The sequence below is a fragment of the Streptomyces sp. HUAS TT11 genome, from assembly GCF_051553595.1.
Lineage (GTDB): Bacteria > Actinomycetota > Actinomycetes > Streptomycetales > Streptomycetaceae > Streptomyces.
This window is the reverse complement of sequence record NZ_CP196184.1, coordinates 8769624-8791856: the sequence shown is the minus strand read 5'-3', so window position 1 is coordinate 8791856 and position 22233 is coordinate 8769624. Positions and strand designations below refer to the sequence as shown.

At 68.9% G+C, this 22233-nt stretch carries 19 protein-coding genes, 1 tRNA gene and 1 pseudogene; 10 read left to right on the top strand and 11 right to left on the bottom strand.

From position 1 onward, the window contains the following. Positions 1–218: 218 nt before the first annotated feature. Entirely contained in the window at positions 219–812 is a 594-nt protein-coding gene (locus tag ACSHXN_RS39530) for a malonic semialdehyde reductase (RefSeq protein ID WP_355133633.1), read from the bottom strand. Positions 813–1131: 319 nt separating this feature from the next. On the opposite strand from ACSHXN_RS39530, the gene ACSHXN_RS39525 reads away from it, so the two are divergent. Next, entirely contained in the window at positions 1132–1860 is a 729-nt protein-coding gene (locus ACSHXN_RS39525) for an MBL fold metallo-hydrolase (RefSeq protein WP_438305808.1), read from the top strand. A gap of 186 nt (positions 1861–2046) precedes the next feature. Beyond that, a complete protein-coding gene (locus tag ACSHXN_RS39520) occupies positions 2047–3255 on the top strand; it encodes a carbohydrate-binding protein (RefSeq protein WP_438305806.1) in 1209 nt (402 codons plus the stop codon). Between the two features lie 208 nt (positions 3256–3463). On the opposite strand, the gene ltaE is transcribed toward ACSHXN_RS39520, so the two are convergent. The 4 genes from ltaE to ACSHXN_RS39500 all read right to left on the bottom strand — a co-directional run bounded on the left by ltaE (position 3464) and on the right by ACSHXN_RS39500 (position 7320). Further along, positions 3464–4501 carry a low-specificity L-threonine aldolase gene (ltaE, locus tag ACSHXN_RS39515; RefSeq protein WP_355133639.1) on the bottom strand — a complete coding sequence of 346 codons (1038 nt, stop codon included), beginning with the start codon at positions 4499–4501 and terminating at the stop codon, positions 3464–3466. 269 nt (positions 4502–4770) lie between these two features. Continuing rightward, complete coding sequence (locus tag ACSHXN_RS39510; protein WP_438305803.1) at positions 4771–5799, bottom strand: PP2C family protein-serine/threonine phosphatase; 1029 nt, start codon at positions 5797–5799, stop codon at positions 4771–4773. A 257-nt stretch (positions 5800–6056) separates the two neighbouring features. Further along, a complete protein-coding gene (locus tag ACSHXN_RS39505; RefSeq protein WP_355133643.1) occupies positions 6057–6500 on the bottom strand; it encodes a GNAT family N-acetyltransferase in 444 nt (147 codons plus the stop codon). 178 nt (positions 6501–6678) lie between these two features. Then, the gene (locus tag ACSHXN_RS39500; protein WP_355133645.1) at positions 6679–7320 is read right to left on the bottom strand and encodes a TetR/AcrR family transcriptional regulator; all 642 of its coding nucleotides are present in this window, start codon (positions 7318–7320) and stop codon (positions 6679–6681) included. A gap of 146 nt (positions 7321–7466) precedes the next feature. Between ACSHXN_RS39500 and ACSHXN_RS39495 the strand changes: the two genes are divergently transcribed. From ACSHXN_RS39495 to ACSHXN_RS39485, 3 genes are all read left to right on the top strand, one after another. Continuing rightward, positions 7467–8906, top strand: a complete 1440-nt coding sequence (locus ACSHXN_RS39495; RefSeq protein ID WP_438306533.1) for an FAD-dependent monooxygenase — start codon at positions 7467–7469, stop codon at positions 8904–8906. Between the two features lie 266 nt (positions 8907–9172). Continuing rightward, complete coding sequence (locus ACSHXN_RS39490; RefSeq protein WP_355133649.1) at positions 9173–10369, top strand: PP2C family protein-serine/threonine phosphatase; 1197 nt, start codon at positions 9173–9175, stop codon at positions 10367–10369. Positions 10370–10622: 253 nt separating this feature from the next. Next, positions 10623–12029: an RCC1-like domain-containing protein gene (locus tag ACSHXN_RS39485; RefSeq protein ID WP_438305799.1), complete on the top strand. Its 1407-nt coding sequence runs from the start codon at positions 10623–10625 to the stop codon at positions 12027–12029. A 272-nt stretch (positions 12030–12301) separates the two neighbouring features. On the opposite strand, the gene ACSHXN_RS39480 is transcribed toward ACSHXN_RS39485, so the two are convergent. Continuing rightward, the gene (locus ACSHXN_RS39480; RefSeq protein WP_383358868.1) at positions 12302–12673 is read right to left on the bottom strand and encodes a hypothetical protein; all 372 of its coding nucleotides are present in this window, start codon (positions 12671–12673) and stop codon (positions 12302–12304) included. A 76-nt stretch (positions 12674–12749) separates the two neighbouring features. Between ACSHXN_RS39480 and ACSHXN_RS39475 the strand changes: the two are divergent. Together ACSHXN_RS39475 and ACSHXN_RS39470 are read left to right on the top strand one after the other, a co-directional pair. Beyond that, positions 12750–13124: pseudogene (locus ACSHXN_RS39475) on the top strand (helix-turn-helix domain-containing protein); the annotation flags it as partial. A gap of 364 nt (positions 13125–13488) precedes the next feature. Then, positions 13489–14325 (top strand): SDR family NAD(P)-dependent oxidoreductase, encoded by an 837-nt coding sequence (locus tag ACSHXN_RS39470; protein ID WP_438305797.1) that lies wholly within the window; start codon positions 13489–13491, stop codon positions 14323–14325. A 428-nt stretch (positions 14326–14753) separates the two neighbouring features. Here the strand turns inward: ACSHXN_RS39470 and ACSHXN_RS39465 are convergent. The 3 genes from ACSHXN_RS39465 to ACSHXN_RS39455 form a co-directional block, all read right to left on the bottom strand. Continuing rightward, positions 14754–14823: transfer RNA gene (locus ACSHXN_RS39465), tRNA-Ser, on the bottom strand. A gap of 137 nt (positions 14824–14960) precedes the next feature. Further along, positions 14961–15611, bottom strand: a complete 651-nt coding sequence (locus ACSHXN_RS39460) for a cysteine hydrolase family protein (RefSeq protein ID WP_355133657.1) — start codon at positions 15609–15611, stop codon at positions 14961–14963. A gap of 366 nt (positions 15612–15977) precedes the next feature. Next, entirely contained in the window at positions 15978–16766 is a 789-nt protein-coding gene (locus ACSHXN_RS39455; RefSeq protein WP_355133659.1) for an MBL fold metallo-hydrolase, read from the bottom strand. 86 nt (positions 16767–16852) lie between these two features. Here ACSHXN_RS39455 and ACSHXN_RS39450 point away from each other — a divergent pair, with 86 nt between their 5' ends. Then, complete coding sequence (locus ACSHXN_RS39450) at positions 16853–17446, top strand: CGNR zinc finger domain-containing protein (RefSeq protein ID WP_356114565.1); 594 nt, start codon at positions 16853–16855, stop codon at positions 17444–17446. Between the two features lie 36 nt (positions 17447–17482). Here ACSHXN_RS39450 and ACSHXN_RS39445 read toward each other — a convergent pair whose 3' ends face one another. Beyond that, positions 17483–18460, bottom strand: a complete 978-nt coding sequence (locus ACSHXN_RS39445) for an alpha/beta fold hydrolase (protein WP_383358866.1) — start codon at positions 18458–18460, stop codon at positions 17483–17485. A gap of 317 nt (positions 18461–18777) precedes the next feature. Here ACSHXN_RS39445 and ACSHXN_RS39440 point away from each other — a divergent pair, with 317 nt between their 5' ends. Both ACSHXN_RS39440 and ACSHXN_RS39435 read left to right on the top strand, forming a co-directional pair. After that, positions 18778–20229, top strand: a complete 1452-nt coding sequence (locus ACSHXN_RS39440) for a carboxylesterase/lipase family protein (RefSeq protein ID WP_438305792.1) — start codon at positions 18778–18780, stop codon at positions 20227–20229. Positions 20230–20616: 387 nt separating this feature from the next. Further along, positions 20617–21381, top strand: a complete 765-nt coding sequence (locus ACSHXN_RS39435) for an SDR family NAD(P)-dependent oxidoreductase (RefSeq protein WP_355133667.1) — start codon at positions 20617–20619, stop codon at positions 21379–21381. Between the two features lie 161 nt (positions 21382–21542). On the opposite strand, the gene ACSHXN_RS39430 is transcribed toward ACSHXN_RS39435, so the two are convergent. After that, entirely contained in the window at positions 21543–22151 is a 609-nt protein-coding gene (locus tag ACSHXN_RS39430; protein WP_355133669.1) for a TetR/AcrR family transcriptional regulator, read from the bottom strand. Positions 22152–22233: the final 82 nt, after the last annotated feature.

The following is a 22233-nucleotide window of genomic DNA, read 5'->3' as shown; positions in this document are numbered from 1 at the left end:
GCGGCGGAGAACCAGAGCGCGGCGTTCCGCGCTTGAGTGACCTGTGCGCGTCCCGTTGTCCGGTTCGGGCCTGTCGCCGATCACGTGTGCAGCCTCGGGCGATTGCACCGCGGAAGTCGCCAGATCGGCGGCCCTGCCCGGAGAGCGGGGCCGCCGACTCGTGGCTGAACGCGGGCCGCTGCCGCCGGTGGGACCGGGCGGCAGGGGTCCGACAAGGGTCAGACGGCGGCGAAGACCTCGTTGTAGTCCAGACGCGGGCCACGGGGGTATGAGGCGTTCTCGCCGGGCTTGCCGATGTTGACCACGACCAGCACCGAGTGGTCGCCGTCGGGGAAGAAGTCCTTCTCGATGCCCGCGGCATCAAAGCCGGTCATCGGGCCGGCGGCCAGTCCGGCGGCCCGCACGCCGAGGATGAAGTAGCCGATCTGCAGTGCGGCGTTCAGGGTCGCGGACTGCTCACGCACCGGGCGCTCGCCGAAGACCAGGTCCTTCGCCTCGGGGAACACCGGGAACTGGTTCGGCAGCTCCTCGTGGAACTCGTTGTCGGCGGCCAGGATCGCCGCGAGGGGAGCGGCGGCGGTCTTCGGCGCGTTGTTCGCGGTCATATGGCCCACCAGCCGCTCGCGGGACTCGGGAGTGCGCACGAGCACAACGCGCAGCGGCTGCTGGTTGTAGGCGGTCGGAGCGTACTTCACCAGGTCGTAGACGGCCCGCACCTGATCGTCGGTCACCGGCTCGTCGGTGAAGGTGTTCGCGGTGTGCGCATCCCGGAAGAGGAGGTTCTGGGCGGCCGGGTCGAGCTGGAGAGTCATCAGGTACCTCGGTTGAATCGGGGACACTCATCGCTGAATGTTGTTGAATCTTCTACCACTATAGGTGAACGTTCAACGAGTTTGCCGCTCCCACCTGTGACGCTCGGCACAATGTCCGAGATTCACTCGCACATCCCGCAGTGCCGCGGACCTCCGCCGCCGGTCCTCGCGCGAGCGGCGAACCGGACGGCCCGACAACGCTCCCGGCACCGGGCGGGACATTCCGGCCCCGGGCCTGCCGGGCCGCCCGGCGGCATTCGGCGCAGCGCCCGACTCCCGTCCATGGCCTTGCCCGGCTGCGGCATGGGAGCATGCGCCGGTGCGCGAGCTGACCGTGCTGGGGACATGCGGCGCCTGGCCGGAAGCCGGTCGGGCGGCGAGCGGCTTCCTCCTGGAGGTCGACGGCTTTCGCATGGTCCTGGACCTCGGCTACGCAACCCTGCCTCGACTGCTGGAAGCATGCCCGGCGGAAGAACTCGACGCCGTGGCCATCACCCACGAGCACCCCGACCACTGCGCGGATCTGAGCGCACTCTGTCGCGCCCTGCTCTTCGGCGGAGGGCGCGACAGCCGCCTGCCGCTGTACTGCCCGCCGGGGGTGCTCGAGCGGGTGCAGGCAATGGAGCCGACCGAGGAACTGCGGGATGCATTCGAACCACACCCCCTGCCCGGCAGCCACGAGATCGGCCCCTTCCGGCTGGAGGGGAGCCCGCTTCCGCACCATGTGCCGCACGCCGGTGTGCGGTTGACGGCACCCGGACTGACCGTGGCCTACAGCGGCGACGCCGGATCCGACCACACACTCGGTGAACTGGCCGCCGGGGCGGACCTGTTCGTCGCCGGGGCCACATTGCAGGGAGCCGCCACCGACCCACATCTGCTCAGTGCGGCCGAAGCGGGCCGGTGGGCGTCTCGCGCGGAAGTGCGGCGTCTGCTGCTCACGCACTTCTGGCCCGACGCGGATCGAGGGCGGTCCGTCAGGGAGGCAGCCGCCGCGTACGACGGGGACATCCTGGCCGCAGCGGAAGGCATGACTCTCACGCTCTGAGGTTCGGCCGCAGCAGCCGCGTGACGCCGCTCGGCACAGTCCCGGCCCGCACCCGCGCCGGACCAAGGTAAAGCCTTTGCATGGTCTAGTCCAAAGTGTCACTTGGTCTAGGCCAATCCATTGACGTGGCTACAACAACTCACCAAGCTGAGGAAACTCCCCCACCACCCCCACCGGAGGCACGCAGTGAGACGTCTTCGTGCATGTCTGGGCGCGGTCGCCGCGGTCGGACTGGCCGCGGCAGGTGCGACCGCCCTGGTCGCGGGCAATGCCTCGGGCGCGACGAGCGCCCTGAGCAACCGCTGGTACGCCGCGGCCCCCTATCTGATGCCGCTGGACAACGACCCGCCGGCCGCGGGCGCCATCATGGACGCAACCGGACTCAAGGCCTTCCAGCTGGCCTTCATCCTCGCCCCCAACGGCGGCGGCTGCTCCCCCACCTGGGGCGGCACCGCGGCGGTCTCCTCCGACACCGCCGTCCAGTCCGTCATCAGCAACATCCGCGCCAAGGGCGGTGACGTCTCCGTCTCCATCGGCGGCTACGGCGGCACCAAGCTCGGCCAGGCGTGCTCGGACGCGGCGGCCACAGCGGCGGCGTACCAGCAGGTCATCACCAAGTACGGTCTGCACGCCATCGACTTCGATCTGGAAGAGCCGGAGTACGAGAACGCGGCGGCCATCAAGAACGAGATCGGCGCGGCCAAGATCCTCCAGCAGAACAATCCCGGCCTCTACGTCTCCGTCACCACGGCCGGCACCGCCGACGGCACCGGCTGGTTCGGCAAGCAGATGCTCCTGGAGGCGAAGTCGCAGGGGTTCACCCCGAACAACTTCTCCATCATGCCCTTCGACGGCGGTTTCAACGGCGCCGCCTCCCAGACCGGCGCACTGACCAACTTCAACCAGATCCTGCAGTCCACGTTCGGCTGGGACCAGGCCACCGCCTACGCCCACGAGGGCTTCTCGGGGATGAACGGCCGCAGCGACACCGGTGAGATCTTCACGCAGGCGGGCTTCCAGAGCGTGCTGGACTACGCCACCAGCCACAACATGGACCGCTTCACCTTCTGGTCCCTCAATCGGGACCGCCAGTGCAACCCGCCCGACAACGGCGGTCGCACCTCGGGCACCTGCTCCAGCGTCGCGCAGAACGCCTGGGACTTCGCCAAGTACTCGGTGAAGTTCGCCGGAGTCACCCCGCCCACCGGCACCCCTACCTCCACGCCGACTCCCCCGGACACGACATGCAAACCCGCCTGGAGTTCCACTGCGGTCTACACCGCGGGGAACGAGGTCTCGTACAACAAGCACAACTGGAAGGCCAAGTGGTGGACCCAGAACGAGCAGCCCGCCGCCACCGAATGGGGCCCCTGGCAGGACGAGGGCGCTTGCTGAGGCTCTGAGGTACCCGGTCGCCCCCTTGTGGGGAACACGAATGTTCCCCGCAAGGGGCAACCGGCCCCACTGACCGCCGCCTCACCGTGGTCGGCGGCACGGAGCCTTTCGATCGACTGCGGGACCCGGCACGTCGGCCGTACGGGCGCGTGGGCGAGCCGGTGCCGGCGGCTGCGCCCGGGTGCGCCGTACGGGCCCCCGCCTGCTCTCAGGCAGCGCTTGCGACCACGGTCTCCCGCACCAGATGTGCCGCGCGCTCCGCGTCCGCCCTCGAGACGTCGAGATGAAAGACGAACCGGAACTGCGGCCGACCCCCTGTGCACAGCACACCCTGCGCCGCGAGCCGCTCCAGCAGATCCGGCGGTGTGACGCCCGGCACCGGCCGCGCGAACACCATGTTGGTGCGCGCCGGGCCGACCTCGAGCCCCGGTACACCGTCGAGGATCTCTGCGAAGAGGGCGGCGTTCGCATGGTCGTCGGCCAGCCGCTCGACGTGGTGGTCCAGTGCGTAGGAGGCAGCCGCTGCCAGGAAGCCCGCCTGCCGCATGCCGCCGCCCAGGGCCTTGCGCCACCGCCTCGCCCGACCGATGAACTCCGTCGAACCGAGCAGCACCGACCCGACCGGCGCCCCCAAGCCCTTGCTGAAGCACACGGACACACTGTCGAACGGCTCCACGATCTTCCGCGCCCCTTCGTAGGGATCGCCGCCCCCGGCCACCGCGGCATTGAACATCCGCGCCCCGTCCAGGTGCGTCGCCAAGTGATGCTTACGGGCCAGTGCCGTGGCCGCCTGAACATACTCGGAGGCGATCACCGTGCCGCTGAACGTGTTCTCCAGACACAGCAGCCTGCTCCGCGCGAAGTGCGGATCGTCCGGCTTGATCGCCGCCTCGATGTCCGCCAGATCGAGGGTCCCGTCCTGGTGCGGCAACGGCTGCGGCTGGATCCCGCCGAGCGCGGCCGCGCCGCCGCCCTCGTGGCTGTACAGATGGGCCTCCGCCCCGGCGATGTACTCCTCACCCCGCCCGCAGTGACTGAGCAAGGCGCACAGGTTGCTCTGGGTTCCGGACGAGACGAACAGCGCGGCGGGAAAACCGAGCAACTGCGCCAGCCTCTCCTGGAACGCGTTCACGGCGGGATCGTCGCCGAACACGTCGTCGCCCAGTTCGGCCTGTGCCATCGCGGTACGCATGGCCTCGGTGGGGCGGGTGACGGTGTCGCTACGCAGGTCTATGACGTTGTCCATGCCTCTTTACTACCGCTCCGACCTGTGGGGCCCACCCGCGGGGTGACCGGGTCACGGCATCCACCGCGACCCGACCGCCGTCGCCGGGCGTCCGCCCCCTCCAGCGGCACCCTCAAGTTCGGGTTGAGGGACAGACACCACTCCAGAAGACCAACAGGTCTCACCCCTATGTCCCCGGTGGCCGCCGCACGCAGCCGCGCACCTGCGCCCCGATACGACACCCTCCATCGCGCGGAGGCGGGTGCGCGGCTCCGGAGGCGGGGGAGCGATCACTCCGGCCGATCCGCGAGGCGCTGGATGGCGATGAGGGCGGCATCGTCGCCGAGAGGTCCGCGAGCATGACTCAACAGGTCTTCATGAACGTGTCGGACGAGACGCTCCGGGCCACCCGTGCCGTCCCAGGCGGCCATCCGTTTCGTGAGCGGGTAGAAGGTGCCGTTGGGGCTGGGGGTCTCAATGACGCCGTCGGTGTAGAGAAGCAGGACGTCACCGGCCACGAAGCTGAAGGTGTCGACCAGATACTGATCCACCGAGGGGACGGTGATGCCCAGCGGAAGTCCGGGACTGCGGGCATCGAGGGCACTGACCTTGCCTTCGTGGAGCAGCAGCGGCGGCGGATGGCCGCAGCTGACCGTCTCCACCCGCCCGACGTTGTCGGGGAAGTCCAGGAGAAGAACGGTCACGAAGGACTCGTCGGCCTCGGGGTCGTCATCGGCCGCGTTGGCCCAGTTCCAGTACATGGCGTTCCCCAGATGTATCGCCATGTGGAGAAGCGAGAGATTGCGATACGCGGAGCCGTGGAAGGCGCCGAGCAGGAGGGACGTGTCCTTGATGACGGGCAGCCCCTTGCCCCGGACATCACCGATGATGACCCGGGTCGTCCGGTCGGCGCGCACAGCCGCGAACAGGTCGCCGCCGACCCGTGCGTCCAGCTCCGCGGCGATGTAGTCGGTGGCGATACGCAGCGGGCCGGCGCGCCGGGGAAGGGGGCGTATCAGGACTTTCTGCGCGGCCGCTGCGATGGAGCGCGTATGGGCGAGTTGCCGCTCGCGCAGGTCGCGTACGGCACGGAGGGCGACCAGGAACCCGGAGACCACCGCGATGCCGATCACCTGGATCTCGAGCCCGGCAGTGAGCCCGCTGCCCTCGGCGAATGCCGAGAGGACCTGGCCCGCCACGGCCAGGGCACCCATGAGCCCCGTCAGACGAGGACCGGCGAAGGACGCGGTGACCGCGGGAGCGACGATCAGCAACGGACCCAGTTGGGAACTCTTGCCCGTGAACACGTCCGCGATCATGATCAAGATGATCAGACCGAGCGGGATCACGAGCAGTGCGTGACTCGGCCGTACCGCTCGGCGAGCTTCCGGTACATCCGACTTCGCACCCATAGAACCCATGCTCGCACTCAGGCACCCACGGCGAACACCGCGCCCGCAGCGGGGCACACGACCCCCGCCGCCCGCTCCCGGCCGGGAGTCGGACATGGGGGCCCGACGGGCACACACCTCACCGCGGGCCGCACGGCGAGCGCGGGCATCGTGGGGCCGACGGGCTACAGGGTGGTGCGGTAGAAGGGCTTGTCCGCACGCGGCTCGGCGCCCAGGGCCTTGTAGAAGTCGAGTGCCGGAGGGTTGCCGGCGTCCGCGGTCCACTCCATCCGCGTGCAGCCGGCTGCACGGCCCGCCTCACGGACGGCTTCCATCAGCCGGCCCGCGACGCCGTCGCGCCGGTGGGCCTCACGTACGAACAGCTCCTTGAGGTACAGCGACGTGTCGGCGCCGGCGGCGGGCCAGACGAAGCTGTACGAGGCGAACCCGAGAGGCGTGTCGCCTTCGCGGGCGATCAAGACGGTGGCAACGGGCCGCGGGCTGAAGAGTGCCGCGCGGATCTGCTCCTGATCCACGGGGGTGTCGGCCCCGCCGTAGTAGGCCTCGACCTCGCCGAGGAAGCGCGCCACGAGCTCGATATCCGCTTCGATCGCCTTCTCGATCCTCACCGGCGCCACCCCTCTCTCCCGCGGGCGGCGCCAACACCTCACGCAATACCCGCACTTCCGATTCCGCCCGTGCCCCGGGACCTTAGCCGCCCAACCCCCGGCCCGGCAGACGGTTACCGAAGAGCGCCGCCGACGGCAAAACACACACGCAACGGAGGCGATACTCAAGCACCCGAAGTCACCGGTGCGGGATCAGATCCCCCAGGCCGTTCTCCAAAAGCGTGAACGCATGGTCCGCGTCGGCCACAGCTCCCGGATGACGCGCGTCCGCCGGTTCTCCGTATGCCAGACGCGCGGCGTTGTCCTGCGCCAGCGCCCATTGGACCGCGACGATCTGGACGGCGGCCAGTCGGGCGGTGAGCTCCGGAGTGCCGGCCGTGTCCTGCAACGCCTCGGCGAGCGCACGTTCGGCACCGGTCTTGAAGCCTTCCATCCTGGCCACCAGTGAAGGCGTGTCGAGGATCATCCGGGTGAGCCGCAGTACCTGTGGATGGTCGTTGAGCCCGGTGATCGGGTCACGGTCGTCCAGCCCCTTGAGGAAGTGCTCGCGCAGTGCGGCAAGCGGGGCGGCGTGGGGCAGGCGGTCCCGCACAACACGCGCGGTTTCGGTCTCGTGGTCGGCGAGACGATGCACCACGAGATCTTCCTTGGTCGGGAAGTAGGCGAAGAGCGTCCGTTTGGACACCTCGGCGGCCTCCGCCACCTGCGCCACCGAGACCTGGTTGAAGCCGTGCTCGAGAAACAGCGTGATCGCCGCGTCGGAGATCGCCGCGTGGGTCCGCCGCTTCTTCCGTTCCCGTAGCCCTGGCCCGCCGTCCACGCCGCACACCGTAACAGAGATCTTCCCCGAGAGTATTTCTGCACCTGGTATACATTTACCCCGAGGCGAGAAATGTTGAGGGAGTGAAGGTGCTGACCGAGATCGAGACCGAGGTCGTCGTCGTGGGCGCAGGCCCGACCGGACTGATGCTGGCGTGTGAACTCACCCTGGCGGGGGTCGAGACCGTGGTGCTGGAGAGGCTGCCCGAGCGCATCTGGCAGGTGAAGGGCGGCGCGATCCAGCCCCGCACCGCCGAGATGCTGGAGCTGCGCGGGCTGCTGGAGCCGTTGCGGCGCCGGGACGTGCTGCGAGAGCCGATCGGTGGGCACTTCGCTGCTCTGCCCGTTCCGCTGGACTGCGTTCCGTGGGAGACCCGGCACCCCTGCCCGATCGCGATTCCGCAGTGGGAGATCGAGGAAGTGCTCGAGGCGCGGGCGATCGGGACCGGTGCCCGGATCCTGCGTGGCGTCGCGGTCTCAGAGGTCCGGCAGGACGACGACGGTGTGGTCGCGGCGGGGAGTGACCTGCACGTGCGGGCCCGCTACCTGGCGGCCTGCGACGGCGGCCACAGCACGGTGCGGAAACTGCTCGGGCTGCCGTTTCCCGGTAGGCCCGGGACGCACCAGGCGGTGTTGGCCGACATCCGTCTGTCCGCCGTCTCGGCGCTGGTGCCGCAGGAGATGGGGCACATGAGCACCCTGACCCGCCAAGGGGGCGGCTACTGGGCCATGCTCGCCCCGCTCGGCGGCGGCCGGTACCGCTTCACCTTCGGACGCGCGGACCGGACGGGCATCGACAGCGACACCCCGGTCACCCACGAAGAGATCACCGCGGCGCTCCGGGCGGTGTACGGCCAGGAGACCACTCTCGGCAGCGTGGACAACTCCTCGCGATTCGGCGACGCCACACGTCAGTTGGAGGACTACCGTGCGGGTCGGCTTCTGTTCGCCGGCGATGCCGCGCACATCCACCCTCCGCTGGGCGGCCAGGGACTGAACCTCGGAATGCAGGACGCGTTCAACCTCGGATGGAAACTGGCCGCGGTCGTCCAGGATCGGGCGCCGAGCGACCTCCTGGACAGCTACCAGGCCGAACGGCACCCGGTCGGGGCCCAGGTCCTGCACCACACGTCGGCGCAGCGGGTCCTGGCGGATCCGCACCCGAGCGAGGATGTGGCCGCCCTGCGTGACATCTTCATCGACCTGATGCGACTCCCGGACGCCAACCGTCACTTGGCAGGTCTGATGTCCGGCCTGTCACTGCGGTACGAGGTGCCCGGAAAGCACCCGATGGTCGGGCAGCGCGTGCCGGACATCGATCTGGTCACCCCGGCCGGCCCCACCCGGCTCTCGGCGCTCTTCGCCTCGGGGCATGCCGTACTGCTCGATCTGACGGGAGCCGTCCCGGCCGAGCTCGGGCTTCCGCCGCGAGTCGACCTCGTCCGGGCGGCATGCGCCGACGACCTGGGGGCTGCCGCCCTGCTCATCCGCCCCGACGGCTACGTCGGCTGGGCTGCCCTCACTCACGCCGACTGCGGCGACAGCCTGCTCGCCGCACTTGCGGGCGACCTGGTGGCGCTGCCCTGAAACGACCTCGGGCCGCGCCCGCCCGGAGCCACCCACCGCTTCGCCGGACTGTCCGGCGGTAGCGCGCGCATCCATCCCGCGCTACCGCATTCAGGGAGGGTGTTCCGGACAGGAAAGCGGCCGGAATTCCATAGAAGATGCGGCCATTCTTCACACGCATAACCAGAGGAACGCGAAATGCGGGTGCATACACCGGGAAAATCCCGAACGCATCTCCATCTCAAGCAATTCCCCATGCCCATAATTCTGCATGATAAACTGGGTTCGTGCTGCGCCAGCCCGAGCTTCTGCGAGACATAGCGCTGAGGACCGGATTGAGGCCGACGTGGGGCTCCTTTGTCACAACCCGCTACGGACCCTTCCTCATCGCGCTCACGATGATCGCCGCCATTATGGGCGCCGGATTCATGCTTCCCCGATCCGAGCACCTGGCCTCCCTGATGGCCACCGTCCCGGCGGCGACCGCCACTCTGGCCGGTGCACGGCTGACTGCCGTGATCGCCGGCTTCTCGTGCGTAGGTTCCCTGGTGCTCGACGCGTACGACGGGCTGCTCGGCACCTCCATCTTCGCGGTGCACCTATTGGCAATCATCCTTGTTTCGGGCTGCGTCATCGCATTCCGGACCCTGCGGGAACGTAATACTCGAGAATTGATCGAACTGCGCACGGTCGCCGAGACCGTCCAGCGCGTTCTCCTGCGCCCGCTACCAGCGTCCATCGGTTCACTGCGCATCCGCTCCGAATACCATGCGTCGCATCCTCATGCGCTGGTGGGTGGCGACCTCTACGCCGTGTCGCCCACCCCCGACAGCGTCCGCATCCTGATAGGGGACGTGAAAGGGAAGGGTTTGCCCGCGGTGGAGGACGCAGCCGCCCTCCTCGGCGCCTTCCGCAGTACAGCCCGTAAAACACCGTCCCTCTCGCAGCTCATGGCCACGCTCGACGAGGCAGTCCAGGCGCACTTCGACGAAATCTCCGCCACGGACCCCAATGCCGCGGAGCGTTTCATCACCGCGCTGCTACTGGAGATACCCGCCGACGGATCGAGCGTGCGCATGATCAACTGCGGCCATCCTCCCCCATTCGTCATCGAGCACGGCAAGGCGCACTCCCTGCCGTCGATGCTGCCGGCACCCCCGCTGGGGCTCAACAACACCCGCACATCCGACTACGCCACGACTGTGCTCCCCTTGGCTACCGGCGCCATCGTGCTCCTCTACACGGACGGTGTCGCCGAAGCGCGTGACACGGGGGGCAACTTCTACGAACTGGACGCCCGGATCGCCGCATGGTCGGGCTGCGACCCCGGTGATCTGCTCCGTTATGTGCTTGACGGCCTGGCCGACCATGTGGGCGGGGAGATGCGCCTGGACGACGACGTGGCCCTCGTCGCCGTGCAGCACCACGACACCGGGAGCGCCTCAAGGCGAAGCGAACAGCCTGTGCATGTGGACGGTGGCTGAAGAGGGTCTGCCGCCGGGACCAGCTGTCCCGGAGTTGGAGGCGCGGAAGCCGTTCGGCTCAGAAATACCTCGAAGTGAGCACCTGTCTCCGACTTTACGAGTCCGCTCCTCAGGTCCATCAGGGGGAAATCCGGCGCATCGCCTCTTATCGATGAGGAATCGCCCAGGAGCGCGGCATAACTGTGTGATGACGTTCAAGCCGAGGCGACTCCTTCGGGGACCCGTCCGCTACCAGTTGCATGAAAGGCTTCCCATGCTTCTCGCATGCGATGGCAGGCCGCTGCGCAGGCGCGTTGTCGCCGTCGCCATAGCGGCCCTGATGGCCACCGCCGCGGCTCCTGGCGCACGGCAGAGCCCTGTGGCCGACGCCGGCAAACCAGAGGTCACCAGCCTCGCTTGGGGAGACAACGGTTCGGGTCAGCTGGGTGACGGCACCACCGTCCACCGGAGCACGCCGGTCCGGGTGTGCGCGACCGGCCAAACCGCCCCCTGCACCCGATTCCTCACCGACGTGGTGGGCATCGCCGCAGGCACCACCAACAGCCTCGCGCTGCGCAAGGACGGCACGGTCCTCGCCTGGGGAGACAACAGTTCGGGTCAGCTGGGTGACGGCACCACCACCAACCGGAGCACACCGGTCCGGGTGTGCGCGCCCGGCCAGTCCGCCCCCTGCACCCGATTCCTCACCGACGTGGTGGACGTCGCCGCAGGCACCAGCCACAGCCTGGCGCTCCGCAAGGACGGCACAGTCCTCGCCTGGGGCAACAACGGCGGCGGTCAGCTGGGTGACGGCACCACCACCAACCGAAGCACACCGGTTCCGGTGTGTGCGACCGGCCAAACCGCGCCCTGCACCCGATTCCTCACCCACGTACACACCATCAGCGCACATGGCGGCCACAGCCTGGCACTGCGCGAGGACGGCACCGTCCTCGCCTGGGGAACCAACGGTTTTGGTCAGCTGGGTGACGGCACCACCACGAACAACCGGAGCACACCGGTCCGGGTGTGCGCGCCCGGCCAGACCGCCCCCTGCACCCGATTCCTCACCCACGTCCACGCCATCGCCGCAGGCCGCACTCACAGCCTGGCACTGGCCAAGGACGGTACAGCCTTCGCTTGGGGAGACAACGGTTTCGGTGAGCTGGGTGATGGCACCACCACGAACCGGAGCACGCCGGTTCCCGTGTGCGCACCCGGCCAGACCGCCCCCTGCACCCGATTCCTCACCCACGTACACACCATTGGCGCAGGCCGCACTCACAGCCTGGCACTGCGCGATGGCGGCGCCGCTCTCGCCTGGGGAAACAACGGTGCCGGTCAGCTGGGTGACGGCACGACCACCAACCGGAACACACCGGTTCCCGTGTGCGCACCCGGCCAGACCGCCCCCTGCACCCGATCCCTCACCCACGTACACACCATCACCGCGGGCGGACGCCACAGCCTGGCGCTGGGCGAGGACGGCGCTCTCGCGTGGGGCAACAACGGCCTCGGTCAGCTCGGTGACGGCACCACCACCAGCCGGAACACACCGGTTCCCGTGTGCGCACCCGGCCAGACCGCCCCCTGCACCCGATCCCTCACCCACGTACACACCATCGACGGAGGCGGACAGCACAGCCTCGCCCTGGTCGACGATCAGCGCCCCCGCCACTGAGTGCCGCATCGACCAATGTTCGCCCTGTAGTGCCGCGCTATGTGAAGGACGTGGCCGCAAGAGAAAGTCACGCCAACTCCGAGGGCCGGACGCTCCCTGTCGACCAGGAAGTCGGCCGGCTTGACCAGGCCGCCCTGCGCGGACCACAACACCGTCCGGGCCCGCCGCCAGGTCACCGCCGACCCCGTGCCCCGGCGCACAATCCGCGGCGCCGGGTTGTCCCGTGACCGTGGGCCATCCCCTCAGCGACGGGGTACTCCGCACTCCGGTGGTCAGCCGAAGACCAGCTCAACGTCCTTGTCCACACAGAACCGCAGGACGGTGACCAACTGACGGATGTCCTCGAAATGCCGTCGGACGGGGTCGCTGTCGTCAGGCTGACAACGGTCGAGAATCGTTTCCAGCCGGGGCAACATGGCTTCGCATTCAGCGGGCGCGAGGTCGGGGCCGTCGTCGTCCGGATGGTTGAGCAGGGGCGCCAGCGTGGTCGAGACGCTGCGCCACTGACGATCTCCGCCGAAGCCGTCCATCTCGGCCAGCGTGAACCCCTCGGCCTGGGCGAGCCACTTCCTGAACATGCCGAAGCCGGAGTAGGACCAGGAGATGTCCGGGCTCGCGACGTCGTCGTCATGTGGGAAGAGCATCAGTCCCATCGTGTCCCCCTTGCCTGCTCGGTGCCCAGCATCAGTCGTGAGGAGGCGTGTCGGCAACTGAAATGATCTGCGGACGGCTGGTGTGATCACGGCGGCGGAGCCGTCCTGGACAGCCCCGTTCACTGGGCTGAGCCGGCGCTCCTTGAGCAAGTTGGTGAACCAGCTGCGCAGGGAGGGTGCCGATGCGTCGGGCCGGGGCGTCCGCGGAGGCTGCCACCAGCGGACCGTGTGCTGCTGGTGGCCGCGTACTGGCGCCCTGACCTGACCTCGGGGCAACTGGCACCGCTGCTCGGTATGTCGAAGTCTGCAGTCAGTCGCGTGATTGACCACCTCGGCCGGAAGCTCGCGCTCGAGCCACGCAAGCGGTTCGCGAAGAACGCGGCGCTGATCGTGGAGGGCACCCTGGTACCCACCCGCGACCGCAGCATTGCCGAGCAGTCCAGGACATCTCATGTCGCTGACGGGTCCAGCATGTGCTCAGGCGGCGAGGTCCATGGATCGGGTGAAGGCGCGATCGGCGGCCGACCCGGCGATCCGATCGCGGGACGCGTCGGCCGATCGGCCGGGCAAGGCATTGCAGGAATCCCGGAGGCGATCACCAGGGGGCGGCCGGCTGGATGCGGAACGGCCGGTCGGCCGGGATACGGCGCTGCGGTTCGGCCCGCGGCGTGGGTGGCCTTCGCCGCCGCGCTGATCGGCTTCGACAGGGGACACACACCTTGTTCGTCGGCACGGCCAGCCCACTACAGGCGCCATCGATACGGGCGCGGTCGAAGGAGCACAGAAGGCGCATTACGTTCGTAAACATGACACATATATCCCAGTCCCCCACCTGGCTGATCACCGGCGCCACCTCCGGCATCGGCCGCGAGCTCACCGCCCAAGCGCTGGAGGCCGGAGAGAACGTCGCCGCGCTCTCCCGCAGCACGGCATCGCTCAAGGACCTCCAGGCGGCCCACCCCGACCGGCTGCTCCTGATCGACGCGGACGTACGCGACCAGCCGGCCGTGACCGCGGCGGTCGAGCAGGCAGTAGACCGATTCGGCCGCATCGACGTGGTGGCCAACAACGCGGGCTACGGCCTCTTCGGCGCCGTCGAGGAGGCCACCGACGAGCAGGCCCGCGCCATCTTCGACACCAACGTCTTCGGCGTCCTCAACGTGCTCCGTGCGACGCTGCCCGTGCTGCGCGCCCAGCGCTCCGGCCACGTCTTCCAGGGGTCCTCGCTCTACGGGCAGAGCGCCCATCCCGGCGTCGGCCTCCTGGCAGCGACCAAGTACGCCGTCGAGGGGCTGTCGGACGCGCTCGTCGACGAACTCGCCCCGCTCGGTATCAAAGTCACCATGGTCCAGCCCGGACCCACCGCCACCGCGTTCCTCGACAACCTCGATCTCGCGGCCGTGGTTCCCGACTACGACCAGACCGTCCGCGAGGTGCAGAAGTCGATCGACGAACTGCCCGCGTCGGCCTTCGCATCACCGGCGCGCATCGCGGCGGGAATCCGAACCGCCGCAGACAGTGACACACCGCCCCTTCGACTGGCGTTGGGCGCCTCGGGCGCGGACGCCATGCGCAACGCCCTCACCGCACGCCTGGCCGACCTGGACACCTGGGCCGAGACCACCCGCGCGGTCGACGCATGAGCACCGCTGTGTCGGCGGCGCGTCCACGGACACATGGCTCGCGGAGCGCTCGCTCCTCGTCGGGCCGCTCCTCGCGGACGGGTGCCCGGTCATCCAGGTGACCAGGCGCAGGACCCGTTCCGGTCGGCGAGACCGTTTCGGCCTGGACGTGCGCGTGTCACCGATCCAGGAGCACGACGGGCAGGGATCACACTGGGTGGTCAGGTGACACCGAGGCTTGCATCCCAGGTCCAGGTCCGTCGGGGGTTTTCAGGCCTCCGCGAGTCCTCATCAGCCCGTTCACCGGCCGCTTCGGGTACGTCCGTTGACGTGACGAAGCCGGCCGCCCCATGTCTCCAGGGGCGGGCGGCTCGCGCCGTAGGTGTGCAGAGTTCGGAGTCGGCGGCGGTACACAAGGTGTCCTGGGCCGCTGGACGACACCGGCACCATGCCGGCGGCGGGATTCGAACCCGCGTCACCCGCTGTCAAGGCGGAAGTAACCGCAGCCTGCGCACCTGCACATGGGGGACCCTAGCGCGGTCCGGGTCGGCGCCGCACGCTCGTTTCTGCGTTCGCGGCCCATGACCGGCACGGCCACCTGTCCGACGATGCCGTGTTGTTGACGCTCGCCTCGCCACCTGGGTGAAGCCCGCACGTCATGGCGTCATTTCGTGAGTCCGCTTCTCCACCATCGTGAGGAACTCGTCGGTGGTGAGGACGGCGTGCGCGTACGCGGGCGCGTTGATGTCGAACGTCGCCCTCATCTCGTCCCAGTTGAAGGCGCCGATGGCGTCACGGATGAGCGTCACGTGGTATCCCAATTCCTGGCCGAAGCGTGCCGTGGTGTCGACGCAGGTGTTGGCCTTCATACCGATGAGCACGATCTTTTGAACACGATGTTGTTTGAGCAGCATGTCCAGATCGGTGTTGGCGAAGCCGCTCGAGGCCCAGTGCTGGCGCATGACCAGCTCTCCCTCACGCGGTACGAAGTCAGGGTGCCACTCGGCTCCCCAGCTGCCCGCGGCGAACACCTGTCTCCGGACGACGTGCTGCTGGGTCGGGGACAGATGGTCCCACGTACGGTAGTCGCCGGGCTTCGTCTGGTGGTGGGGCACGATGAAGACGTGGAAACCGAGGCTGCGTGCGGCGGAAAGGATCGCGCGCATATGGTCGAGCAGCCCCACACCTTCCGCCACCTCCTTCGCCGAGGGCCACAGCTTCCCGCCCTCGGACAGGAAGTCGTTGTACGGGTCGATGACCAGCAGTGCGGTTTCTTCCGGAGGGTAGGCGCTTTCTTGGTCGTTCATAGTTTCCTCGCTCCGGTCTTGCCGCGGGTGGAGCAGGACGACTCGACAGGCAGGTACGGACGAGCTGGACGCCGGGTCCGAGTTCCACCCGCGGAACGGATCGCCGTCGAAGGCTTCTCGCACTCTCAGCTTGGCACCGACGCACGTCGTCGGGCGAGTGAGCCGTGCCGGGCGGCCATCACCCGGCATCTGGACGCCGCGAACCGAGGTGGGGAGCACGCCCTTCACGTGGAACCCAGCCGGACACGACGCCCGACAGACCTCCGACGCGGTTGCCGATCGCCCGGCCAGGGCCCGAGCGATGGGCCGGACCCAGGACACGAGTGTCGGGCTCATCCTTTTTGTCGCCGCCATGGGCGCCGGAGGTCAGCTCCGTCCGCCCCAGTCCAGACGGTCGGACAGCCCGGCGGCGGTGAAGGCGGCCTCGATGTCGTCGCGGCCCTCGGTGAAGTGGGCCCAGCTGTCGTAGTGGACGGGAACAACGCGGCGGGCGCCGAGGATCCCGGCGGCCTCGACCGCCTGGGCACTGTCCAGGACGATGAGTTGGTTGTCGAAAAGGCCGGGGAAGCGGGGGGCGCCGGCGAAAAGGATGGCGGTGTCGATGGGGGCGAAGCGGCCGGCGATCTCCCGAACGGCGTCCAGCGAAGCGTTGTCGCCGCTGACATAGACGGTGGGCAGGCCTTCGCCGGTCAGGACGAAGCCGACGACCTGACCGGTGAACGGTTCCACCTCTTCCCGGGAACCGGGACCGTGGATCGCGGGGACCCCGGTGACGGTGATCGTGCCCCCGTCGGGGCGGTTCAGTTCGATGGACTCCCAGTCGGCCAGGCCCTTGGCCCTGTCCCCCAGGCGCTCCCCGCCTCCGGGCGTCGTCAAGGTCAGGGGAACGTCGGCGAGCAAGGCCCGGCCGGAGTTGTCGAGGTTGTCGGGGTGCTCGTCGTGCGAGAGCAGAACCAGGTCGATGCGGCCGAGGTCGGCGGGCGTGGCGGCGGCGGGGGCGGTCTTGGTCAGAACGCGGCCCGGCCGGCCGTATGCGCCTGGGCCGTCGAACGTCGGATCGGTCAACAACCGCAGACCTCCGTATGCGAAGCCGGCGGTCGGGCCGCCGTACACCCGGACGGGGAACTGCTCGGTCGCTGCAGGGAGAGAGGACACCAAACACCTCACGGATAGATTCAAGTGAACCGTGACAAGACCGTAGCGGCTTCTCACGGATGCACGCAACCCGTACCATGAGAACCATGAAGGAGTCCGTGATCGAACAGCCCGGCCTGCCGCCCGCGCAGGGCGAGGACGAGCACCTCTCCATCGCCCTGGCCAACAGTGCTATCGCGCTGCCCGGCGGCCTCACCGTGGACCTCCTGGGTACCCCCGCGCAGGCGAATCAGTGGCTGACGGAGCGTGGCCTCGCCCCGGTCGACGCCGGCATGCGGGAGATGTGCGCGACGCAACTGCGCTCGCTTCGCGAACAGATCAGATCGCTGTTCGCCTCCCACGCCTCCGGCGTGCCCGCTCACCCCGCCGCCATCACGGCCGTCAACGATGCGATGACCCGCGTGCCGACCGCCCCGCTGCTGCAGTGGGACGACAGGACCGGCCCGTACCGGACCATCCCCCATCCCACCACCGCCATGGTCGACCACGCCCTGGCCACGCTCGCAGCCGGCGCCGCCGACCTGCTCACCGGCCCCGACGCCGCACGCCTCACCGCATGCGGCTCCACGCCCTGCAACCGATACCTGCTCCGCCACGGCCGCCGCCACTGGTGCTCCACCCGCTGCGGCGACCGCGCCCGCGCCGCCCGCGCCTACGCGCGCCGCAGCAACGCCCACTGACGCCAGGGGCCGGGCCAGGTCGTCAGTCGTGCCGGTTCAGGGCAACTGCGCAAGGAACTCCACGAGCCCTCGGTTGACGTCGTCCGGGCGTTCCTGTTGGGTCCAGTGGCCGCAGCCGGGCAGGATCACACCGCGCCGCAGCTTCGGTGCCGCCTGCTCGACCCTCTTCACGATCGAGTCTCCACCTCCGGACATGCCGACGACCATGTCGCGGTCCCCGGCGATGTACAGCGCCGGCACCTCGATCCGTCGGCCACGAAAGGCCGCGAGCAGTTCCCAGTTGCGTTCGGTGTTCCGGTACCAGTTCAGGCCGCCGGTGAAGGCCCGTTCCCCGTGACGGACGTAGTCGCCGGCGAAGGCCTCGATGTCTTCTTGAGTGAGCCATTCCGGCAGTTGTGCCGGTTCCGGCATGAAGTCCAGCAGCGTGCCGCCTTCGGGAACGATCCAGGGGTTGATGCCGGACGGGTTGTCCCCCGAACCCCCGAACAGTATCCGGCGGAACGTGGTCTCCGGGTCCCGGGCGAGCACTGTATCGGCGACTCCCGGTTCCTGGAAGGCAACCTGGTAGAAGCCGTCACCGAACCTCTTCCGCGTGATCGACGGCGGACTCATCCCCCCGGGCAGTACCGGCGGGACGCTCAGGCCGGCCACGGCGCGCACGACGTCGGGACGCAGCATGGCGGTCACCCAGGCCACAAACGCACCCCAGTCGTGCCCCACGAGCACCACCTGTTCGGCGCCCACTGCATCGACCAGCCCGACGACGTCTCCGGCGAGATGCAGCAGGGTGTACGCCTCGACGGGTTCGGGCTGCTCGCTGCGGGCGTAACCACGCTGGTCGGGGGCGACGACGCGGTACCCCGCCGCAGCCAGTGGGCCGAATTGGTGCCGCCACGAGTACCAGCTCTCCGGAAATCCGTGCAACAGCACGACAAGCGGGCCTTGGCCCTGCTCGGCGACGTGCAGCCGGACGCCGTTGACCGCGAAGAACGTGTGCTGGACGGTGCCCGCCATGTCGACCTCCGTGCCGGATCGCCGTGCGTGGACCCGGAGACGCGGCCGGCTCGTACCGCGATGCCGTCGCACGGGCACCCGGCCGCCTCCTCACAGCATCGCAGCCCTGACAATCGGTGGCGAAGGGAGGCAGGATCCTCGAGAAGAGCCCGGGGCGAGGACTCCCGATGCACGATCGCATCCAGCGATGGCGTACTTTCGGCGGATCACCAGATCTTTTGTCCTTCGTTCGTCGGCTTCACGACCTCTTCTGGCATACATGCGCTGCCGGCATTACAACGAGGTCAAGCACATACGGCGCAGGAGAGGTGGAGACGATGACGGACCTCATGAGCCAGGTTGTGACCACGGACCGAGGCACGATCCGTGGCTCGGACGAGGGGCCGGTGTTCTCCTTCCGCGGGATCCCCTATGCCGCCTCACCGGTGGACGCGCTGCGCTTGACCGCACCACAGAACCATCCGGGATGGTCGGAAGTACGTGAGGCCGTCAGCGCCGGTCCGGCCGCACCACAGGGGCCGTCCCGGCTGGAGCGGATCATGGGGCACCGAAAGCCGTATTGGAGTGAGGACGGTTCCCTCACCCTGAACGTGTGGACTCCGCGATCGGCCCTCGAGGACAACAACCCTCGTCCCGTTCTGGTCTGGTTCCACGGAGGCGGTTTCACCAGCGGCTCGGGCGGATGGGACTGGTACGACGGAGCCCGCCTGGCGCAGACCGGCAACGTGGTGGTGGTCACCGCCAATTACCGGTTGGGGCCGCTCGGCTACCTGCATCTGCCCCAGATCGGGGCCGACAACCTCGGAGTTCAGGATCAGGGCGCTGTACTGCGGTGGGTACGAGACAACATCGCTTCTTTCGGTGGCGATCCGCAAGCCGTGACCGTCGGCGGTCAGTCGGCCGGTGCGTATGCGGCTCTCTACCTGGCTCTCGATCCCGCGACCGGCTTTCTGGTCGATCGTGTCCTTCTGGAGAGCGGCCCCTGGGGCCTTCCCCCACAGGATCCCGAGCAGGCCGCCGAGACCGCCGAGGAGTACCTGAAGCTGTTGGGCATCGAGGGCAGTCCCGACCCCGGAGCGGCACTCCGATCGCTTCCCGTCGAACAACTTCTCTCCACTTACGCCGAGTTGGGAGCCCGACTCGCACGCCCCGGTGACTCGGCCCCTCCCATGTACCCGGTGCTCGGCGGCGCCGGTCTCCCTCGTTCCTGGCAGCAGGCGCTCCCGGACGGGCGCCTGCAGGGCAAGGACCTCCTGATCGGCACCGCCCGGAACGAGATGACCGCGTTCTTCGCCTTCGACCCCCGCATTCAGTCGCTCACGGAGCAAGGCGCTCTCGACCTCCTGGCCGGCCGGCTCGGCTCCGAAGCACCGGCGGCGTATCAGCAGTACGCGGCGAAGGTCCCGCACGGGACACCGGCGGAGGTGTTCACCGCGCTGCACACCGATGCCCTCTTCCGCAACGACGCGCTCCGGATAGCCGACCACCACGCCGCCGACGGCAACGGCACATACGTCTACCGATTCGACTACCGTCCCGCCGGTGACCCCGACCACCTGGGCGCCGCTCACTGCGTGGAACTGCCCTTCCTCTTCATGACGTTCGACAACTACCCGGACAGCCCGATGCTGGGCGAACCGGGAGACGGTCAGCGAGCACTGGGGCGTGAATTCGGCACGGCAGTCGCCGCGTTCGTCGCCACCGGTTCCGCGAGTGACTGGCCTGCGTACACGCCTGGGGCCGACGCAAGGATCCGGCATTTCGGCTGAGGCAGACAGGCGTGGCGGCGTCCAGGCGTGCCGAGGCAACCCCGCACCTGGCCGCCGCACGGCTGCCGGCCACCGATTCGGCGCTCCGCCGACGGGCCGCCGACCCGTTCAGAGGCCAGGACAGGCGGCAATATCTGTCGGCCCGACAGGTCCGACGGCAGACCGATCGCCTTCGGTCACACGAACCGCGTCCCAGTCACTGTGCCCTGCCCTCTGTCCCGGAAGGCGCACAGGCCCCACCGGGCACTCAAGGTTTGGACTTGCAGGTCCATTTTTGTCGTCGCACAGTGGCACTCGCCCTGGTTGGCCAGGGCACCTGTCCGGTCGGCGGCACCATGCGAATCGGCCGTTCGGGACCACGGTGAGACGCGAGCAACGGAGTGGACCATGTCGATGCGGCTCGAGAGCAAGACGGCCCTGGTGACAGGGGCAACCAGCAACATCGGGCGGGCGATCGCCGAGGCCTTCGCCGCCGAGGGGGCGCATGTCGTCGTCTCGGGCCGCAACGCCGAACGGGGCAAGGAGGTCGTCGACCGGATCCGCGCCCGTGGCGGCCGCGCCGACTTCGTGCAGGCCGACCTGGACGGAAGCGCCACGGCCTCGGAGACCCTGGCCCGGGAGGCGACACAGGTCCTCGGCGGCCGTATCGACGTCCTGGTCAACAACGCCGGCATCTACCCCGGCGACACCACGGCCGCGACCGACGAGAAGACTTTCGACCAGGTCTACGCGGTGAACGTGAAGGCGCCGTTCTTCCTGACCGCGGCCATCGCACCCGCCATGGTGACGGCCGGTGGCGGCTCGATCATCAACCTGGGCTCCTGGATCGCACGCCTGGGCATTCCGGTCGGCGCCCTGTACAGCTCGACGAAGGGGGCGGTGGAGACCCTGACCCGGGCCTGGGCGGCGGAGTTCGGACCGCAGGGTGTCCGGGTGAACGCGATCTCTCCGGGCGTGGTGCTGACCCCGGCGCCCGGAGAGGTCCACCCCGGCGAGGTCATGATGAAGGGCACCCCTGCCGGGCGCATGGGCACTCCTGACGCCATCGCGAACGCCGCCGTGTATCTGGCCGGCGAGGAGTCCTCGTTCGTGCACGGCATCGTGCTCGACGTCGACGGCGGCCGCACCACCGCGGCGGTCATCGCCGCCTGACGCACGGCACCGAGCCCGTCAGCACCCGGGAGCGGTGGTTTCGGCAGCCCCGCCCCTCGACCTTCGACCCGGCGCCTGTCCAGCCGGGCGACATCATGCGAGTGATGCCGCCCGGCTGGACAGGCGCCGGGTCCGGGGGCGGGGAATCGGCCGGGATCGAGTCAGGCCGCGGCGTGGCCCGTACCGCGCAGGTCCGCGATCCCCTGGTCGAGGGCGGCCCGCAGATGGGTGGACCGGCCCGTCGACAGCAGGATCGACACGCCCCCTTGGATCGCGGCCAGCAGCGCCGCGGCCCTGACGTCGGCATCGACGTCCGCGGGAATCAGCTCGGCCGCCTGGAGCGCTCGGACGCCCGCCGCCAGGCTGTCCTGCCACTGGCGCAGCAGCTCGATGACGATCGCCCGCGTGCCGGGAGTCGAGCGACCGACCTGGAGGAACAGCGAACCGAGCGGGCACTCGTCCCCTTGGGCTTCATAGCGTTCGACCACCACGTCCCGCCACTGGTGCCAGGCCTCCCATGAGTCGAGGCATCCCAGATACGGCTGCTGGTCCTCCAGGACCTGATCCGCCTCGAACTGGGCAACCGCGACGAGCAGTTCGTCCTTGCCGGCGGGGAAGTAGTGGAACAACTGGCCCTTGCTCGTACCGGTCCGGGCCATGATGTCGTCCAGCGTGGCCAAGGCGGCCCCCCGCTCGCGCAGCACCGCCGCCGCCCCTTCGACGATCCGTTGCCGCGTCGCCCTGCCCTTCGCCGTCAGCTCGCCGCGCATGACCCGTCTCCTCAAAAATGGACTACGGGGTCCATTGTAAGGCTGCGGCGAGCACCCCATCACACCCGAGGGCTCCGCAGCC

Excerpts from the sequence above, each read along its gene's own strand:
- ltaE (WP_355133639.1), bottom strand. The coding sequence starts at position 4,501 with ATGGACAACGTCATAGACCTGCGTAGCGACACCGTCACCCGCCCCACC.
- ACSHXN_RS39430 (WP_355133669.1), bottom strand. The coding sequence starts at position 22,151 with ATGCGCGGCGAGCTGACGGCGAAGGGCAGGGCGACGCGGCAACGGATC.
- ACSHXN_RS39445 (WP_383358866.1), bottom strand. The coding sequence starts at position 18,460 with ATGGCGGGCACCGTCCAGCACACGTTCTTCGCGGTCAACGGCGTCCGG.
- ACSHXN_RS39440 (WP_438305792.1), top strand. The coding sequence starts at position 18,778 with ATGACGGACCTCATGAGCCAGGTTGTGACCACGGACCGAGGCACGATC.
- ACSHXN_RS39510 (WP_438305803.1), bottom strand. The coding sequence starts at position 5,799 with ATGATCGCGGACGTGTTCACGGGCAAGAGTTCCCAACTGGGTCCGTTG.
- ACSHXN_RS39470 (WP_438305797.1), top strand. The coding sequence starts at position 13,489 with ATGACACATATATCCCAGTCCCCCACCTGGCTGATCACCGGCGCCACC.
- ACSHXN_RS39495 (WP_438306533.1), top strand. The coding sequence starts at position 7,467 with ATGCTGGCGTGTGAACTCACCCTGGCGGGGGTCGAGACCGTGGTGCTG.
- ACSHXN_RS39450 (WP_356114565.1), top strand. The coding sequence starts at position 16,853 with ATGAAGGAGTCCGTGATCGAACAGCCCGGCCTGCCGCCCGCGCAGGGC.
- ACSHXN_RS39435 (WP_355133667.1), top strand. The coding sequence starts at position 20,617 with ATGTCGATGCGGCTCGAGAGCAAGACGGCCCTGGTGACAGGGGCAACC.
- ACSHXN_RS39460 (WP_355133657.1), bottom strand. The coding sequence starts at position 15,611 with ATGAACGACCAAGAAAGCGCCTACCCTCCGGAAGAAACCGCACTGCTG.
- ACSHXN_RS39480 (WP_383358868.1), bottom strand. The coding sequence starts at position 12,673 with ATGCTCTTCCCACATGACGACGACGTCGCGAGCCCGGACATCTCCTGG.
- ACSHXN_RS39530 (WP_355133633.1), bottom strand. The coding sequence starts at position 812 with ATGACTCTCCAGCTCGACCCGGCCGCCCAGAACCTCCTCTTCCGGGAT.
- ACSHXN_RS39485 (WP_438305799.1), top strand. The coding sequence starts at position 10,623 with ATGCTTCTCGCATGCGATGGCAGGCCGCTGCGCAGGCGCGTTGTCGCC.